Raw genomic sequence first — 21786 nt, 5'->3', positions numbered from 1 at the left:
AGACCCGAGACTTCGTCCAGTGCTTGTTCCGTGGCTGTAAGGCTGAGTTGAAGAATTTAAATTCGCGTTCGTGAAGTTTTTGAATTTCACTGGATAGTCCTGAAAAATTTTTAACTACTGTCTAATAACTCTAACTGGGTTCGAAAAAACTTTTGCTTTTTTCTTAACCGGCTAGTTTTTGTCGAGTAACTATTTCTTCAATTTTGTTAAGTGTTGGTCAGTCTTTTATAGTCACCACAAAATTGAATAGTTATATTTTTTTTGTATGCGGTTGATGCACCAATAGAGGTACTCCCCTTTGAATGCGTTTCGCTGGTCGAATTTTGTTGAAATCTACTAGACTAAAAATTATTATAAAGACTACGTAAGGCGCAACTACTTTTTTAATTATGACTCGACCGTAAAGAGTACCCTAATTAGCTCGTTGAGCGCCTTCTTCTCTTAAGTCTACTTAACTTATTAAATCTCTTCTTAGTTGAAGATGGCGAGTATGGCAATTGTGTGAGATTTAACGTTGTTGATTTGTTAAATAATGTCCTATTGGGTGTTGACGTAGTTAGACGTGACCTAAACTCAGCAGTTAAACTAAACCAACGATTGGTTAATTGATTTCCGAGTCCTTCATAGTAAAGAGATGCATTTCTTGAGTTATTAGAGTTTAACGTTAATGTTTTTTTAGTATAGCTCCATGTTTTGTTAGATCACTCAGAGAGCTTTGTTAAACTGTTGAACCTACGTTATTGTTCTTTTGATTTCCCCGTTAGTAATGACTGAAAAGTTGTTGAATAAAGTTGGTTAGCATACTAATACTAGTCAAACGGATAACCCTATGACAGCAATTGATAGTAACATCGCATGTAAAAAAATGTACGATAAAGGTTTAGTAACTTACGTAATTGATACCGTTACGTTTCCTAATGGTTTTTATTCCAGTCGAATTTTGTAGCAAATCTCTACTGAGGGATGTTACTAAACTTGCTCCAGCACTGTTCAAAATTATGGTACAGAGTTTCAGACGTGATATGTGTTCTCGTAAATGTGCTTAACCAACTTAGTTCTTGGTACCTCGACTTTTTACATTTAGTTTTAGACCTTTTCGACCACCAAGTTAATTTGCTTCGGTTCTTTCTAAGACTTCACCGTTTATTTCGGTTTAGACTTAAATAACGATTATGGTCGGTGCTTAATGCATGGGGTGAATTACGGTAGTATCCCATGACGCTTAATAACCTTCTTCTTTACCTTCTACGGCCGGTACTCTCAATAGACCTACTAGAGTTTTTTTATCTCAGAAGTCGTTTTGTAAACAACAGAGAATAGTTGCTATATAACCTAAATAGCTTCTACCTTCGCCCGTTCTACCTATAAAAAGACCTTCTACAGTTACAGGGGTTATACTAATTCCTAGACCTCCGATATTAACAAGGGAACCATTTATTCTTATACTTAAGTAAGTTTATGCTCTAGCTGGGGGTTCACTCATAGTACGTGTGTCTAGAGCATTTTCATTCCGTTACGGACAATTTAAATTAGTCGTTACGCCGATTTAAATGATTTCTTCCATGCTAATAAAATAGACACTTCGGCTATTACTCATTGCTATTTAGCATGTATGTTAAACGTCACTCACTATGTCCCTAGCCGGATTGTGCACTCGTTAATCCATGTAACAAGTTTCGCAAAAGAGTCCGCCTCAGCAGTTGTTGTGCAGCTAAGCCACCATGACCTAACCCAGAAATAAACTGGTTTTCGAAAAGATTTTATGACCCTCCTCTACAGTGATAACTCTCACTTATACCATTTCCAAGGTGCAAGTGGTAGTACAATGGTTACTAATCGTGGCACCCACAACTCTTTTATAGAGGCCTTTTTGATGGTGTTGACTTACGGTTTCTTTTTCGTCGTCAATTTTGTCAAGAGCACCAACTACTACTAGGACTTTAAGTATTTTATTACCTCTTTTCGGACTTACTTAGTCCATAGGCTCATAACGTGCGCAAGGTACCCCTTCTTACGGAAAGAAACCGTTCTTTTATGGTTGGACTGAACTAATGAGAACTACAATAATACGGGTACTACCTACCTACCCGGTGAAACAGCCGTAATTTTCGACTACGGTTAGAACACTTATAAGGGCACTAAAATCAAAGCTACGACGACCTTTTTCTGGACCCAAAACGAAATCCACGACAACTAATAGAGTTATTTGGCTAACTCGGATCCCGTGATTACCTATTTTAACTCGTGTATAATGGATTCCTACGTGAGTTCAGACATAATTAACACCTACTACTTCGCCTAAGTGCCGTCTAGTACCCTTCTCGGTAGTTTTTTAGGTTCACCTTGCACGACCTTCGATTTTTACCGGCACTACGCAATCGACAAAATCGCCTCGTTTGGGGAAGAGAATAGGAGGACCTAAATAATTACGGTCTCTACCTACCAAAACTACAATATGCGCTTAATGTTTTCGTACTCTTCACCCGAGTTTAAGGGCATTAATAACATTGACGTTTTCTTAACTGAGTCCTTCTTGCGCTAAAAGATTACTTAAGCTCGTTTCAACAAAATGTTTTTTTAAGAATATTAGCGGTTGTTGAATAACGTTGCTATTGCCTAGTCTAACCTGTTTATTAATTTTTAGCAATCCTCTATGACGATACCGCCATTTTTAGAACTAACACCTTCTATTACTTAACTTAGAACTATACAATAGTTCTGCAAACGTTGCATTTCCTATACCTCACTCGACGCGTCACCTACCTCTTTTTCCTCAATAGTACCGTTCTCTACTTGTAGGACTAGAATAAAATTACCTGAATTCGGACGGACAAAATCTACCGATACTTCGCTGCGCTGTTGAGTTTAGTCTAGGTTTATGGGTTAGGTAGGGATAATAACGAAATTGTCGTGTACGCTACCACCCGCTAGCCCTTTTTCGCCATCGTCGTCCAACGCTACTTATGCTTCACTTCGGATAACTCGAAGGGGCGGAAGAACTCTTCTAGCTTGCCAATCATTTTTTTCGACGTCTCATTTTCTCATAAAGTGAGCTATTCCCTTGTCTTAATTACTTAGAGTTATTTTTTCGTTTCGGCTTAGCATTGCATTGAGATTGTGCACTTGCTCTTCGAAATAAACGGTCGAATGCCTCACTCAAAAGGTGTGGAGAACTACATTAACAACCGATACGACTCTAAAATGAACTACTCGAACGTAAGATAGTGGAACTGTCCATGCTCCTACTAGAACTTTTCTAAAATGTTAGTCCTTTTGAGAACGTTGCGGCACAGCTACTTCAAAATTCGAAACCGAGCTAACTCTCTTTTGGTTTTCGCAAATTAAACTTTTGTAAATCATCACTAAACGTTAAATTAAATGAATGTGGTGAGTTAAGTCACTAACCGATAACACTCAACGAAAACCTACTTCTTAAGAGTTACCTCGTTCTTGTCAAATAAATACTATAACTTTTCTAAGAAAACCGACGTTTTAACAAATAACCTATGTAACTGCTTTAGTTATTTAACCGGGTTCACGTTACCTTCCCGAGACTAAATAATCGCGTTAAATTTTTCAGCTTGGACCATTAAGCACTACACTAATAGAGGTAAGGAGGCGAACTGTTCTTTTAATATAAAGTTGGATTTCGCATGTCTCCAAGATAAGAGCAACAACTTCTATTACTTTACCGTTCTCTAAATCATTATGCAGCTGAGTTCGTAATACCCAAATTACGTTGTGGAACGCCTCTACGAAGGTTTCACGAACTGCTTTATCTGTCTCCGTTAAAGCTAAATTATGAAAATAGTTAATAGTGTAGTCCCTATTCACCAAAACTGCAAAATTTTTCTTAATCCCCGGTGTCGGAAATAATAATGGAAGGACACTAACAGTAAAGAGGCGAGTTTCTTTAACTACGTCAACATGCAACAGAGCTTTACCCCCGACTACTAATAGAAGAATTTGGTAAATTAGGACAATAAAAATTTCGTGCGTAGCTTAGAAGGTATCTCTTTTTTTACGACTCCCTATTTCTTTTTGAGATAGAACGGGTTAATTTTCTTCGTTTCTTTTTTAGCCTACTAGATAACAACTCATAACACGGTTCACGATAACGTCTTGCAAACTTTGTCCCGCTTGTTTGTTAACAACTCGCTAAAAGAAGACAGTGTCGGTATAAATAGCTATAACAGTTAAAAAGCTTTAATCGTCTGTTTGACTGAGGTTCACTCAATTAACTCTACAACTTATAGTATAAAAGCCGATACCTACTTGAATGTCTAGTTAAGCCAGAACTTTTTTAATTTTGCTATCCACTAACGATATACCGCCACCGACCACGTGGTTAGTTTTTAGCTAGAGTGCGACTTACACAACGACTGAAACGTACATCACAGGAACTTTTCTATTTCTACCACTTACTTGTCAAAGAAAAAGGGTAAGTAGAAGCGTATCCCTAAGTATGACCTCGACATCACCCACCACAGTATCCTTTCTTTTTTAAACGAATACTAGACACCCCTTTTTGCTAGTTATAGCGCTCGGCATACCTCAGAGTGCCACTCGGCCTAGCTTAAGTACACTCACTTCTTTGAATAGTTGACGACTTTCGAGAAAAACATAAACTTTTTTCTCCCTGATAAAACCAATTTCCTTATCCGTTGTACGGTTGGATAAAAAATCATTTCGCTGACCAATTCAGGACTTAGGCAATAAAAATATTAAAGTACATTAATATTTAATTTCATGATTTTAATTAAATACGTATATTTTATGATGATTAATATACCTGTATTTAATGTTCGAGCGTTCTTCAAGTTAATAAAATTTTCTCATACACTTGTTCATACGAATATATCCTAATTCGTAACGCTAAACATCATATAATTAGCGAAGTGACCAACACAGAATAGTTTATTGGCCAAAACAGTTAGACTTACCGAAATAATTTCGTGTTTGTTGTTTAGGGCGATAAACCTAAGAGCTAGATTGGGGAAAAGAGAAACGAATAACCCCTGTTAGTAAAAAAGTACCTAACCACTTATGACGTCTTAGTGACCAACGTCTATTTTGGCTCCGTGAAGCTATGTTTTCATCGCTAGAGCTTAGTTTTGATTTTATATTTTCACTCGTACTAATAAAATGTGTCGACGGGTTACGAAAAGACAAATCGCTTGTTTAGTTTGTTCGGTAATTATTTTAACTCCTTAGCTTACTTAACCGCCAGTAATATAATTTCAATTTACTAAAATTTCAGTAAGTGCTGTTAAAGCCATTAAAATTACGGTTGTCACAAAATTAAGTCAAACAATTTTTTAATTTTCTATACAATCAATTAGGAAAATACAATGTCCGATGGTACCCTTATTTATGATAACGAGCGCAACTTTCGCTACTTAAACGAAATAATAATGGTTCTAACTTACTTGTTTAATTAATGTTATGGAACAACCTCCGGTAATAACTACGTTGATTAGAACTAGAATATCATCTACCTTAAGTACATTTATAGCCATGGTGACGACCCCGACACTAAATAGGAGCACTACCTCTCCTACTACAAAGTAATTATTCAGTACGTGCTTGCCGTCAGAAAGTACGTTCCTTCTTGTTTTATGGAAAACGATAAATATTAAGTTTGTACCTTCTCCTGAAATGATGGTTAGCTTAACACTACTTACGTAATTTCTTTAGGTATCTTTTAGTCCTCTACTTCGAGATAATAGTTGGAACACACCTCGACTTTTGGCCATCTTAATAACCCCGACTCCAGTACCAAGCAAAACATGTACTTGTCATACCTAATTAGTCAGACCTTTTTAAATACGGCGAATAGCTCTCTAGTTCAAATTGGGTCGTTAATTGTAGCAAGTACAATTATTTACAATGTTTTGTTAATCGCGAAACCGTGGTCCGACCTGTATTCTAAAAACGTAGTCAGTTAAATAGCCAAGTCCTACGTTAACTATTTTTTAATGGACTTAAACATCTCTTTAATGAATTACTTGTATTTTAACGGGGGCTCATAAATTGTAACCTTAAGTTACTCGCGCGAACAAATAGCCTAGTCCTTTTTAGTTATCTCCACAATTTAGTTAACTCGGCAAATCCACATTTCTATAGTTATGTACTAAAAACGTCACCGATAAGAAGAAAAGACATAAACCTTTTAGAGGGTTAGTTACTTTATTTTTAACTCTTTAGAGAATAAAACTTGTACTGATTTCTGTTCTTCTTTAGCTTTTACCAACTTCGATAACAATTTAACCGTGTTTGGAACCTAAATCTCCAAAACCGACTACCTCATTTTTTATTCCTTTAATTTCTAGTTGAGTTTGTTATACCAACATTTATACCTGTTCCTTGCATAAAGAGTTTGGTTGATTCAGGAATACTTAAATACCGAAACAACCTAAGTCCATATTCTACTATTCGCTAAACTTGTCCTGAACGCTTTTTGAGATTCCAACTCCGTTTTTTACAAAAATGACTCCCTCAATTCTATATGATTTACTGGCTTAATTTTTGTAAAAAATTGCTTCTCTAACCTCAAAAAGCATTCAAGACAACTTTACTTTCTCCTCCGAGAAAATGAGGAGGAGATTCTCAAAAGTAAGTAAATTAAATCAGCATTTAGGACCGAAGACCCCGAGTAAACAACTGCAACATGACCCAAGTCATGAACCTCATAATTTTTAAGGTTGAAAGGGATACCGTAACGAATTTCATACTTGCAGAAGTAATTATGACTCAACTCGTTCACGTGAACAAAGACCATAACCTTGGCTATGGAGACGGAACGATAATAACAGTAGACTCCCACCCATTCAAAATCTATCACAAAGAAACTAAGGACTAAACCAAACGTTTTACTGTGGCCAGTAAAGATAAAATAGACGCTTGAAATAGCGTGAAAGATGTATAAGCTGTAACGGGCTGAGATTTTAATCGACTTGAAGAAAAGGTCGCTTTTTAAATAAATTGCAGGGTAGTTTATTTTTCCCGCGATTTAGTAGGAAAAACACTCACGTATCTAAATTTAGCGGAGATATCCAATGAAATAGTTTTAGGGGTGATAAGAATTACCAACAATTATTAAGTTACTCAAAGAAAAAATGTAGCAATAATAGCATAACAAGTCCTTCTAGAGGAAGATCAAAAAAATTTAGAGGAACAAAATTCGGCAGGAAAAATTAATTGCATTTTGGTAATTTGCACCTAACCTTAAAGAGTACTATTGAACTTTAGTGCTCAAGAAACAAACCACACTAACGCATTCTCTATATTTAAAAACCCCTGTATTAGTATTGGAAGGCATAACTTAATTTATTCCGAGTGATATTAATAAATATTATATCTGATAAACAAGATAATACCACGATTTTAATCAGACCGACTCAGCCTTAGGTCCCTACGACGTTAACCGACTCCAGTATCGAGCAAAACATGTACGGGATTCTAAAGAGTAAGTAAATAAAATCACCATTTAGGACGAGAGCCCCAGAGTAAACAGCTGCAACATGACCCAAGTCATGAACCTCATAATTTTTAAGGGTGAAATGAGTTCCGTAGTGAATTTCGCTCTCCCAGTAATTATAAGTGTCATCTAACTCGTTCAAGTGGTCAGAGACCACGACCTTGTCCACAGAGTCTGCTTGAGAATAACCGTAAACTACCACCCATTCAAAATCTATCATGTAGAACCCTAGGACTAAACCAAACGTTTTACTGTGGTCAGTAAAGTTACAATAGGCGCTTGAAATATCGTGGAAGATGTATAAGCCATAAGCGACTGAGATTTTAATTGACTTGAAGAAAAGGTCGCTTTTTAAATAAATTGCAGGGTAGTTTATTTTTTCCACGATTTAGTAGGAAAAACACTCACGTATTTAAATTTAGCGGAGATATTCAATGAAATAGTTTTAGGGGTGATAAGAATTACCAACAATTATTAAGTTAGTCGAAGAAAAAATGTAGCAGTAACAGCATAACAAGTCCTTCGAGGGGGAGATCAAAAAAATTCAGAGGACCAAAATTTGGTAGAAAAAATTAATTTCGTTTTGGTAATTAGTACCTAACCTGAAAAAGTACTATTGAACTCTAGTGCTCAAGAAACAAACCCCACTAACGCATTCTCTATATTTAAAACCCCCTGTATTAGTATTGGAGAGTATAAATTATTTTATTCCGAGTTACATTAATAAATATTATATCTGATAAACAAGGTAATTTCATGCCTTTAGTCAGACCTCCTCAACCTTAGAACCCCACGACCTTAACTAAAGAATATTATACGTTATTTTTTTAGAAATCGGACGCTACCACGAAGTTTGGGGAATCTTAATGATGTAAATTCTGGGTGAGGCTATGAACGTAAAACATACGACATAAACGAAAGCAAATTTTAATTAAGACGCATTAGATTACTAAGATTTTGTACGAATATAAGTCGGACCCGAAGAAGTTTAAACTTTAATAACTCATTGGTGTTTGTTATTACTCTATCGCGTAGCCGGTTTTGGTATATTGGTATTGACGGTATTATGCCTTCGTATTCAAACGATAACCGCTATTCAAGAACCATTTCCGATATCCTTAGAAGTCGTGATCGAACAACATTAAATATCATTTACATAAGCAATATTGCAACTTAGCGTACTTGCCTTGGCACAGCTTAACGTTAAAACTAACTAAGGTAAAGTCTTTTAGGTTTTAGTCAAAAATACAAAAAAGAATAAAGAACGCTCTCTACTTTTTTTATTCGAGGAGCATGATTTAGTTTAACTAAATTAACACCAACACTTTTTTTGTAATAATTTCCATCTAAAAAAACGACCCGATTTCGCTGTGGTATCCGTGTGGTATAAAAGGGGGTTATAAGAAAGTTAAGACTTACTAATGTTTTATAAAGTTACCTACCCAGCACTATTCGTTAAGCTCGTTAACAAAGTTAAAAGTCCAAAAATTAATCAAGTTCAAAAAAAAATACTAAACGAACTAATTTATATATCTATTTATAGGATAGAACATAACAATTAAAATTGCTGCATAAGTTACAGAATTTTAGTTTTTTTGGTACGTATAAATAATGGAATAATAGATGAACGATTCAAAATCCCTTAGCTTTTACGCAAGTAGAGTACAGGGCAAAGGAGATAACCTGAGTTACCTCTATTATAGTAAATTTGATGTACCTAGTTTTGCCGCAAAATTATACCGGTAGAATACTGCGGTATTTGTGTAAAACCATACTCTATGCTACTACCCACATTAATCTCAGAGCTCTAATAAAAAAATATAATATTTGGCCATTTAGTTTGCCCCTAAGTTTCTATAAAAATGTGCCGAGTATTTGAGAAACTTTTAATATTAAACGACCCCGAGCCTCGTAAACGAGGCTCGTTTGTTATGATAAAACGCCGTTAAAGAAAGGTGGTTAAACAAAACCAAAGACAACGGGTCACAGGAAGTGCGTATGCTCGTTGTTTTCGGAGACGAAAAAGTCCTCAACTACTAAAAACTAGATTAAACTACGTGGTTAGGGTAAGCGGACAACATCAGGTGTAAAAAAGATGCGGTAGGGTAAAACGGTAACGTAAGTATAGTCTATAACTAAACAATGAAAAATGTTTTTAATGTGATAAGGTACATAAGTAATAATGCTAGGAATATTTTTAAACAAATTCATTAGATGGTCTCAGCTACTGAGTTCGAATAATTCTTATCTTATTAAGATTTCAAGAAAGGTCCTTAGGTCTTTTAAAAATAACGAACTAAAAACATCAATAAAAAGTTTTGAAAATATCTACATTTTTTTAGACATAGCACCCATGTCATTTCTCTTTAAGCGATATGACGTGGGTCTAACGTATAACTTGTAAATTCAGTTAATATAGGTAGCAAACATGTTAACCAAAAAAAACATAGGTACGCGTAAGAAACAATAGTAAGTCAGTTTAAAATTAAAACAGATTTTTTCTTACGGACTATTTTTTAGACTTTAGGAGAGAACATGGTAGCTTGTTCTAGTTCAACGACAACGAGTCGTTACCCGTTTATGGAAATAGATATTAAGCTTCCTACTATATCGCCAATTATACTGCGTCAATAACGACAGGACAAATCGAAGAACACTGAAGTTTCACGCAGGAATAAATAGGTTTAGCGGACTTAATGTTCGAGGAAGCCTAGTTAATTCATAACGACTAATAAATAGGGTACGGTCGGCATAATAAGAACTGATAGTTCCCAATTCGCCTCTGTCATCTCTTCTTAATAATTCAATAAAAGGACTAGGCCTACTTTTTTTCTTATTCCAAAAAAGGGCGAGTCGGTGAGTATTACATGCAGCGCTATACCTTCCCTTGCAACAGCTTCCCTTCCCTAAAGACAACCCAAATTATCCCGTTAATGGGCCTGAATAATTCTGAGGAGTTCTAAAACCATAATTATAGCGATACCCCCCCCTACCCGTTCTATTAAAAATACCCTTTTTTTATAGTCGGTTACCAACGTCACCGGTAAAAATGAAAGTGGCGTTACTGTCACTAACGAACGAGTACGAACCCGAACTCGTTTGTCGCGGTCGCCGAAGACGTAAACTTAAAAACTACCCTCGGGTTTCCCTACGGTTATTACATGTTGTTCTAGTACTAGTTAAGCCAGTTCCCGTAAGTAATTTTCCCCGAAGACTGTGTATATGTCGACGGCCCAGAAATATAAAATCACTAGGTCACATAGTTCGTTTTGAAAATAACCTTTTTCCTCAAAAAGGTGGCCTATTTATACCTCGTTACGTTCAGTGCTAATGGCTATTTTTAACCGGTATACAGTTTCTTTGAAATCTTTTTGACTCTAGCGAGCGACTACTTCTCGTATTTCTCCTAGATAATCGTAACGACGAGTGGTTTGGTCGTTGACGACATCGCAAATTTCTATGAGGGAATTCAATATAACGTGAACTAAAGCTATCAATAAACTTTGCATAGATAGTTCACAAATAATAACTCTCAGTTCACCTACAACTCTCAGTTGCGGTGGAGAGGTTAAATGTCTGATTAGATAATTATTGATAGTTTTTTAATGTTGTTCCGGTGTAACTATCAATACCCTACAACCTTGTAGTTTAACGTCTTTAATAAGTTAATTTTTTATAAGGTCAACGCATGGTCTTTCGATAACAAGCATAAGTTCTCAACAAATTCAATGTCGAACTCTAACTAGGCTTTAACTTAGTTTGAGTAGTCCTCGAAAACGATTTTTTAGTTATGCTACTAAATGTCCTTCTTTCATTTCAATAGGACCTTTTTAATAACTCATAAGTTTTCGTAAAAGTTGTAGTCAGACAATGGTTGCTCGTTCTTTGCGACGTTAAGAAAGAAGTCGTCGAGCTCTAGGTTTAAGCTCGGGACGTTTTAGGTAAGAGTAGGAGAAATCTTCTCTTCCGACTAAATCCATGTTCGACCCATAACACGCTAATAGGCGAAAGTTAGTCATACCTAAGACAGCTGTTCAATTCTGTTTGTTATCTCGCCCGATTTCATAAATGAGTCTGATAGAGAAACTGTGTCTCACTACTTTAGAGTAAGGGACTTAAGTATAATCCTAATGTTTTTTTAAAGAATGGGAAACGAGTTTAGTTAGAATAACTAATATGCTTTGATCTGAATTTGCTAGACCGATTCGTTAAATTAGTCATACACCTATAAAATCGCGTTTTGCGTCTTTGAGAATTAGAAACCCTTGTGTGAAGAAGTGTCTATTGTTTATAAGAGCAACTGACGAGCTTATTATTACGGCTCGAATCAGAACCTGTACGAAAACATGGCGTCATAGCACTTTCATGTTAGGATTCTGCAAACAAATGACAACTAGAATTGCTAGAACCATGAAACGCAAAATTTGGGATACTTCCCGGACGACTCTTTATACGTTTATTCGTAGGACTAAGAATAACCACGTTGTAGTCATCTGAAGAATGTCGCCCAAGACTACACTAAAGGTACGAGGCTTGAAATTTTTTCGTTGTCTTATTATTGCGGAGTACCCTTCTAAACTCACCATGTCATTCAAACAAAGTTCTACGACATCTTGCTAAATTTCTGCGCTCACGTCATTATTGTTTTTTCGTAGAACTACGATATCTTTTTGGAAGACTACTTCAAAAACTTTCAGGAAAAAAGATAAAGTAGTCACTATTTCGTGATTTTCTGTACTTACCGCATGTTGAACGATGACATACAAACCTTCTCAATTTACGTCTTTTCGGATCACGAAACCATTTTGCGTAGTGCTTATCGTTTCTTAATACCGTTGCATACCTACTTCGTGAAGTATAACTTCTCTGACTCAAGTTTTCCGCATTTCTATTACAACTCGTCTTTTAATAAGTTAATGCGTGTTAGGTGGTAAAACCTCTCAATCAGGCGGTCAAATTTCTTGTACGGCTAGACTATCTGTTTCTCTTCAAAAAAAGGCTTGACGTTTTCAATAGCGTTCTTAAAGGGAAGTAAAAACTTCGGTCATTTCGGCAACTTTTACGAGTCTAACTCGAGTGTTTTGATGCACTCAAGGATCCCGAAGACGTACTAAAACGTTTGTGCTTTCTAGTTCGACAGTGTGAATTCGATAAATTCGATAACCTTGTTTTTATAGATTACGAAGGTCTTGTTCTTGTTTATGTGATACGGAGAGTTTACTCTCTCAGGTGTCGAGAACAAATATTCTGCATAGAACTTTTTTAGTTACTTAGCGTTTATTAACTTCTCTCTTCTTATTTAAAAACACAAAATTTAGTTAATTAACCTTGTAATGGTCTTCTTAGTAAAGTCCAACTTGTATTTCAATTTGTTTGTCTCCTATCAAACATAGTTAATATAAAACTGCATTTTTTACGTTGAAGACATTTACGGTTTTTCGCATATAAACTATTAGGTAATAAACGAAGCTGCTATTTCTTAATACTCGTTAATTCATCGCTCGAATGGAGACTCACGCGGTTTTTTTAAGTATTCGTTAATTGTGCCTGGTTTCAATAAATACTTTTCGAAGAAGTCCGGTTTCAATAAAGTGAACTCAGAAGTTTGTTTAGGTATCTACGTGAAAATTTAGTTGATCGTGGTTATGAACTATCATAATTTCTCGGAGACGTTTCGGTTAATTGTTTCCGTCACAATGTCCTACTTCAAGAATTCGCTTGTTAAGATTCTTTTCCTTGACTATTTTTCAAGTGGAGTCAAAACGAGCTCCTAGACAATTGAGATTTTCTCAAAGCTCTCGTTTTTTAACGAGATTCGTTTCTCTTTTTGATACCGTCGCTTATGCTAGTTAGTTAGCTAGCTAAAATACTTTCTCGGAACCTATAGGCAAACAGTCTAGAAGGGTATTTTGTTGTCCGACTACTGTATTAATCACGACGGGCGTGACTCAAATTTGTAGCAGTGCTACGAGCGGCGAATTAACGGCTATATCGGTACTATCAATCACAGTGAAAAAAACCGAATCCTTAAAAATATCCTTATCCCGCAAATCGACGTCCTTTTTGAGATAAAAAGTCGGCCAAAGAGTTACTCCAACTTTGACTATCTCTCCGTCTAAATTTTTTAGTAACCGAACGATTCCTTAATGGCTTTCTTCCTTCACTTTGAGCAAATGACTTGCGAGGACGTCGAACTCTTCGCCAGTCTCATTTGTTCCGTTCGTGTAATATTTATCATTAATTCACGTTCTCGTGGTCAATGCTTAAATCGACGCACACCAGGACAATGTCTTTTGGTTTGTGGTGGCTATTACGGCTTTAACCTCAATTTTAATATAAGCTACCGTCCTCGATCGCTATGAACAAGCAAACGAGAAGGGGGATATGGACGTCAGGGCGGACCTCATTTAGGACCTAATGGAAGTTTTAATGACGATCCCAATACGTGTATGTTTTGAAGTTTTTGTCCTTGGGTAAAAACACAATTGCATATAAGCTTACGGTTCAGTTGCCTTATTGACAATAGTTCAAAATGGGACGGAAGTCAGCAACTTCATGGCGGTTTTTGCAAATGAGGAACATGAAACTGTAGTGATTTAAACCGAGGTTGGTCCGAGTTTGCACATGCATTTATTACCAGTAAGAAGTTGAGCTTGTTAGAAACCTTCAATTTCGGTTCTATACAAACTATTCTCGGATTCGGGCAAACTAGCCACGGGTTAAAAAAACCCAGGTCCAATAGTTTCGCAGGACATCCTTTCTGGAGAACATGATGGTGCGCTTCTAGTCCCTCGGTACTTAGAAGACAAACAGCGTTATGAACTTTAGGACGTCGGTTCGACATTAGAGGTTGGGGTAAAGGTACGACGGGAAATAGGGTTGACATTAGTATTCCTTCTCTCCAAACATTTAGATTTTTTGATTTTTGAGGTTACGAATCCTACCCTTGTTGAAGCTTCAAAGATTTAGGGACACCTATTGACGATATTTTACGTATACCAAGTTTTAAATCTACCGGAGAGCGATAACAAAAAGGTCGGCCTCGTTCATTACCAGGACACTTGGTACCTGAACGTTAGCGCCGTAATCGTTTCTTTTTATTTTTATCATCAGAATTTGCGTACCACTTCATCAAGAATTATAATAATCTACTTTCCATCTTAAATTTTGAAAAAAGTAGAATTACCTTAGATAAAAATGAATGAAAGCGATGAAAAAGCACTTTTGGGACAACCGTGACTGAATCAGCAATTTTTATAAAGTGTTAAACGTAAAAACTCAAGTCTCGTAAGTAAAGTCTTCTACCGTTTAGTCGCCTTTTTCATTGTGTAAATTCTCTGGGCGATTTTAGTATTGGTTCGTTCGTTAACGAGGAAGTCGTACAGGATAAAATACTCGAACACGTCAGGGACGACGTACACGACGTCGTGGCTTATCACGCGGGGCTCGGTCCCAGCTCGCTTTACTATTTACAAACTCTTACTCCAGCGGTTATTATCGCGGACTATACGGACATTATTAATGCTTATACCGGCAGTTAAGTCCCTATGGGGGTTACGGTACACTACGAAGTTCGCGCTTACCGCACGACTATCTGGCTCCATCTTCTGAATTGTCCTATGAAAATAGTTCCGGTTGTTCGTAGCGATTACGGGTCGAGCTACTATAACGCCATTTTGACGGCTGTTTATGTGGTTAATTTTCATGGTCGGTTACAACTGCTTATTCACGCGCAAAGAGTATTTACCCTTAACGTTTTCGTTGTCAGTGGCCCGGATAATTAACTTAATCGGTAAAACAAGGTGCTTTTATTAGAACTATCGAGACTACCTCATTTTTTTGTTTCGGCCGTTATTCATTTCCACAATTTTGGTCACCGTAATTGGTGGTTTTACGGGTGGCGGATACATTAAAAAACCGTTATTTTATGTACGGTTAGCAATATTCACTGGTCTTATCACAAACGCAATAACCTAGTCTCCCTTACACTGAACGGTGCCAGTGAAGAGGTTACTATTGTTTTTAGGTGTTGTCAACGTCACTGATTGTAGTGTGTATCGCATGATTCATTTTATTGTTTTTCTTAAAATTCTGGATTCTACGGTTATTTGAGTACTACGAATTCATCACTTTCGTGTCGACCTTATTTTTTTTCCTCGTATAGACGTTCCTAATTAAGTCGAGGTACAAATTATTCCAACTCGCAATTCGCAAAACATCGATTTTCGTTATTTTGTTGGGGGTCCGGTTTCTAAGGCGGGCTTTTTCCCTCAAACTTTTTCACTTGTTATTCAAGCGATCGTTCGGTTTTATCCGTATGATCCGGTTGAACCTCGTCCCTCGTAACGACTTAAAAACTACAATATATAGACTAGTAACACTGATAAGGAGAAAGTTACCTAAAATGTGAAAATAAGTTATACTTATTTTACTTAAATAGCTTATATTTAGTAAGATTTTACCTTATTAATACCTTAATTTTGACGAAGCACGAAAGTAACTCCATCAAGCAGTTCCATCAAAAAGATTGCGACGTGTTTGAGAAAAACGATGAGTCAGCTGTCACTCATTTCGTTATTTCGTCGAACTCCTTCTCGAACCATAAGGTGAATAACTTGCTAAATTCTTCGCATCACACGGTTGACGTCGCCCACTTTAACAAATAGCGGCTCCATAATTCGAGGAGCGTCTAGCGCTACTAGAGAAATTCCTTGACCTACTGTAAGCACCAAACTTTGTTCCTGCTAATGCAGAACCTTATCGAGGTCACCCACGGTCGTGAGATAAACGAGGAGAAAAACGAGCAATATTAGTTGCGATAGGACCATAACTTCATCTTGAATACCTTGTACCTCCCCAATTTGAACGCCTTACAAATGCTCGTCCACTTTAGCTAAAACGACCTTGTAATAATTGATAAAGTCTTCTCAAGCTATCAGTTAATTAGGCATCACTTGGCAATCAACGAGAAAACCGTAGCTCAGTAGGAAACCGTTTTGCTGGAAGTTAAAGAAATAATCTCGAATTTCTATGTGGTAAATAAAATAAACCGTCACCAAAACGGAACGTAGCTTATTATGACCTACGCTCAGTAGCCCGTCCAAAGCTCGGGTTCCATCAACGGGTTTCGTCAGTCTAACTAAAATACAACCTTGAACAACGACGCCCGGACCCACAACGAAAAAACGGTTCTTACTAACGAGCACTTTTTAGTTTAGGAGTCTAAAAGAAAGGAAATGACCTTCCTCTACTCAAAGTCACCTTATACCGCTACTGGACCTCTGCACTAAGAATAGAGAGACTACGACGTTTCCGTACCAATCGAGATTATGCGCTTCATCTATCATGGGTAATCAAAAGACGTTTAAAACATTAATCAATCAAGGTAGATGTAATTTTATTTAAAATCCGCGGATTTTAAGAATAAGCATTTATTTAGGTCCAACTTAGACTTTACTGGGTTGGAGTAACAACCTAATAATACCTCATATGCGTACACTGTCAAGACTATTTCTAACTAGCTCACAAAGTTCATACTTTAACTGAACGAGAGCTAATTAACAGTTTCCACCACGATAAGCCTTCTGTAATGGTATGACAGGAGGAAAAGGTTGATTATCAGGAAACAGGAACGTGTCTAGGTAATTAACTTCACGGAGTAGACTACGTCCATGAAAACAAACTCCTAGAAACTGATTAAGTTAAGGGTTTTCGTTTGGCGCTGGTGCTTGTAGAGGTTACTCTCCCACGAAGAAAACATTAAGTGTCTTTGGCAGAAAATCGTCCAGGGGGTACCGTGCTCGTAAAAGTTGTTCGACAAGAAGAAATTATTAAAGGTTACATTCGAACCTAACCTAGTAAACTTCACCCAGTGGACGTTTGCATAATTTTATACAAAACGGTCAGTAACAAAGTCGTTGCAGTGAAAAGTATTCATATCGCGGTTGACCTCGCGGTAAAGGGTTCGGAAATCGGTACCAATAGTATAGACGTAGTTATAGGTTCCAAAAACATTCATTCTCTAGTGGCGGTGGCGCCGGACGAGGCCAGACATGGAGTAGTGACTACATAAATGGTGGTATTAATACTTGTTATACCCGTTGGAGAGATTTTATCAGTAGCCCTCCCCATTATTTAGGTGGATGTGGGTAGTGGCCAAGTTCATATTTTCGCCGATAGAAAGGTACGCAACTTAAGACCTACCAACAAAGTTGTAAAAAACGTGTACTATCTAGCGTTGATAGACCAAAAACAAATTTGCCTGTCGCTATCGTCATCCCGAGTTCGCGTCTCCAATGTGGTCACTGACCGACGGGAAACTTAGCGGTATAACTTACTGGTGTACTTCGTTCACGTCGTCTTCAAGGTGGTACTATACTTACTGCCTGTAAGTGATGGTATCAAAGAGGGCAGCGTACCGCACGACGGTATTAACGGTTAAGTAACCGAAGACTTGGCCTTAATCATTTGCTATGAGACAGGTACGGTATTCCACGAAGAAGTTCGTTCGCGAGACGTCAAAGCTACCCCCGGACTAAATTCATGTTTTCCGAACACACAACTTAGCGTAGTGAAAGTTAACGAAGTTAGTCACGAAAAAACTAAAATCCTACTAATACAGGCCGACTCTATGTTTGTTAAGGCGGATACCGTAGTTCTATTGCAAAAGGAAGTCTCAGGGTATGTATTCATAGAACACGAAACTGCTCGACTTAACCAAGAAATACCATTTTAGGACGTCATCCATTTTTTACAAAAAAAGATTTTAATCAATTAAGAAGTAAACTCGCATCAACATAACTTAGCAATACAGGTAAGTACTCCCAACGAAGGAAAATACAAATATTTCTGAACTTGAACATTTATTTCTTAAAAACGTCTGAGGAAATTGAAGTTTAAGGACAACTCAATAAAACTCTAAATGTAGAAAAGGGTTACAAAAAACTTGTGATATAAGAGGATTTAGGTATAGAAATAGGAAGAGGATCCAGTTAAAAGCGAAATTTTTTTACTTATATTTAACCGAACTAAATAGATTCTCTATCGCGTTTCGGCAACCAAAAATTGAACGTATTTACAGTTTGTCAACTATTCGCAAACTATAGTAGAACTTATACATTCTATTTATCTACTGTATAAAGAAGTCCTTAATTTTCACCAAAACTCGTTAAATTAAAACCAACAGGCTTTTCACTCCATTATTTCATTTTTACTTATTTTTTATACGGGATAAATTATTTACTTTTTTTTCCACCATCTGTAATTCTAAAGAAACAGTTTTTCTACTTCTATAAAGTCTTCTAATTGGGTCTCTCTTGATAGTAGTATCAACCTAATATAACCTTAAGTTAAAAATCAATAGAACGCTAAATATGTCATCTTTTAGGTGGCAGTCGATTTTAATAAAGAGGTAACTACATTAAACTGAATTACTAACGATCTTGGTCAAGTCGTTATAGAAGACCAAATGGATGAGCAAAATAACCACACACCAAAAATTTAAATAATTGGCGAAGCGATTTCAAAAGACGTGCTCCTCAGTACTAATTGGGTCCCCGATAACGTAACCGAGAATAAAGTCCCGGTGTCACAAAACGATTTTTGAACCAATTTACTAATTAACGTCGAAATCGTTACCTCATCCCCTATCGCGAGCTACGACTACGTCCTAGTTAAGGCCGTGTTCTTCAATATAATTATTATAAAGGTAGTGGCCTGAGAAATTCTATCCCATCCCGAAGTGCCTACTCCGTGGTCCATGGCTGCTGCAACCATAAGTCCTAAACTGATTTTAGTAGTAACGAATATAGCTCATACAGAGGTAATAATGCGTCCCTAACAGGACGTAATAACTAATTATATAGTTAAACTGGTTTTACTGTACGACAAAGTCACTATTAGGCGAACGTTAGAAGAAGCTCCCGATATAAGGGAACTTACATAGCACGTAATGGATTAAGAACACGATCAAAAAGGGGAAAAAGTTAACTCAATTGTCTCAATTAGTGACAAAAACGCGGACGTCGTCTCTCGTAAAATCGTTATGGGAGAGGATAAGGCGACCATCTCGGTCAATATTATCGTTGAAACAAAAAATTTAACCTGTACCTTAAAAAACGTACACTTTTTAATCTTTCTCATGTTTTGTTTTAAACATTTTAGTTAACCTCTACTCAAAACACATTTAAGTCCAAAAATTTTAAGTACGTAACTAAATTATAATAAAATAAGAGAAATACATTGGAAACTCAAAGGTCTTGATGTATTACGAAGAAGACGTCTCCACCCAAGTAGCACGAATAGTTTTTTTCATACGAAATTTTTGCTTTCGTAGCACAAACTGCTACAGGAACAACATCTCTGGGCGCGTCCCCTACGTAGTCTTCACTTAACTACCCTGCAAAAATTTGATATTCTACGGTCGTGTAAGTCACGACGGACTAATAGCACTAAAAGACGTTAGAGTATTCGCCAAAGAGGTAACTCCAAGCACTCGCGCTATAACCGAGGTCGCAGATTTTCGTTGGATTTATCACGTCCTAAAAAAACCCATATTATTCTAAATGTCCGGTCGTAATTCCCACAGTAAAGAAACCACAGGAACTATAAGTGGAATTATAAAAATAGCGCATCGTTATTAACGTGGTGCGAAAGTAAAGGTATGAGTGTCCGTTATGGTTCTCCGCTCGCTGGGAATAATGTTCCTTACAACTATAGATAAAAACCTTATAAAGAGTCAACTAAGTATTATAAGCTTGCTAACGTACGACGCCGTATTTTCTTACGTACGAGATTAAGCCTAACCGACTAATGTCCCCTAAATAATACATTAGAGTCATAAAACCTCTGGCATAAGGTCAGTAGTAAAACTTGAGGTTACCTGTCACGTGGTATTGGTGCTGTTAATGATTAAACTCATGTGAGATTTAACTGGCCCATGTTAAGTAGTTCTCTAACATAAAAGACCCAATTAAAAGAAACGGGTCCAAAACGTTACTTCCGCGTCACTTAATGATTAACAAATGACCAGAGTTTTTCTCTCACTATATCTCGACCCGTTTCAAGAAGCGAACAATTTTCAACTATTCCTATGAGGAGTGAAACAAGTATATTAACCAACTATAAGTACTTATCGGTATGTAACAAAAATACGAAAAATTTCGGATGACATACGAGAAGCGATGATGTATGATAATGCTGTAGTAAAAATTACTCCTCCTAAAGTAACTCTAATAAGTTTTTAAACAACTGCGGAAGTCCCCTACGTTTTGAGTAACAAAACGGTTTATTAAAAAATTGATGTAAAACTCAAGATGTTTTTACTTCAACCTAGTAAAACATCTAGCGTAGCTATAATCTAACAACCTCACTAACTCGTATCTTAAGTATTATTAGTAGTCCTCTGACTCGGTCCGTATACCGAAGTTTTTTTCCAGAATAAAGTAAAGCAAAAACAAGGAAAAATCTCTCTCAAACTGAACTAAAATAAAAAAGTCATTACCGCATGTCCGATAACCCATTTCAGACAAAAAGGGAAAATTAGTCTAAATCCGCTAATATTTTAACTACCAGATTAGGATCGCGACGAAGAACTCGGGTCCAATTACATTTTGGTACTGTATGTGGTAGTAGCACAACTATTAATTTAAATAGTTTTTCTCGGTTGTTTAGAAGCACGAGGTTTCGTAATACAAAACTACGTATTCTTCTATTTTAGCCCTAATAAGCTAAGTTACTATATTTTACGACTAGGTGATGTTAATCATCTTTCTAATTTTATTCGTGTCGCTCCCGCATTTAGTAAAATGATTAATCAATTAAGGAAAGAGTTTAGTTTAGTATAAGAGATTTACTTTCGTTGAACCTATATCCCCGTATTTTCGGAGTTTTACATAAGTATTCAAGATATTTTTATTTTTTTATACCTGTTTTACCTTGTACCTTGATGTGAATTACATAGATTTCAGAGTACAAATTTACCGCCTTATTACTACCTTCCTGAGTAAAGAAGGAATATTTCTTTTAAGGTTTATTCGATTTTCAGTGCCTCCTGTGATACTCTTAAACCGTTAGTTCACATCAACCTTAAAATGACGACGAAAGGAATTCAGTCCGGCTGCGAGTTTGCTTGTGATAAGGAGAATGGGGATGATTGTTATAGTGACTAAAAGGCGTTAACCACCGGCGCCAACTCTCACCATTACTACAGGCTCGATAACAAGTAAAGCTATTGACAGTTCACTGTCCGAGGTTTGAAGTCCTCGTTAATTCTTCATTTAATCTACCTCGGTGTTGTGCTAAATTAA

It is taken from the genome of Legionella qingyii (assembly GCF_003184185.1).
This window is presented reverse-complemented; position numbering follows the sequence as displayed.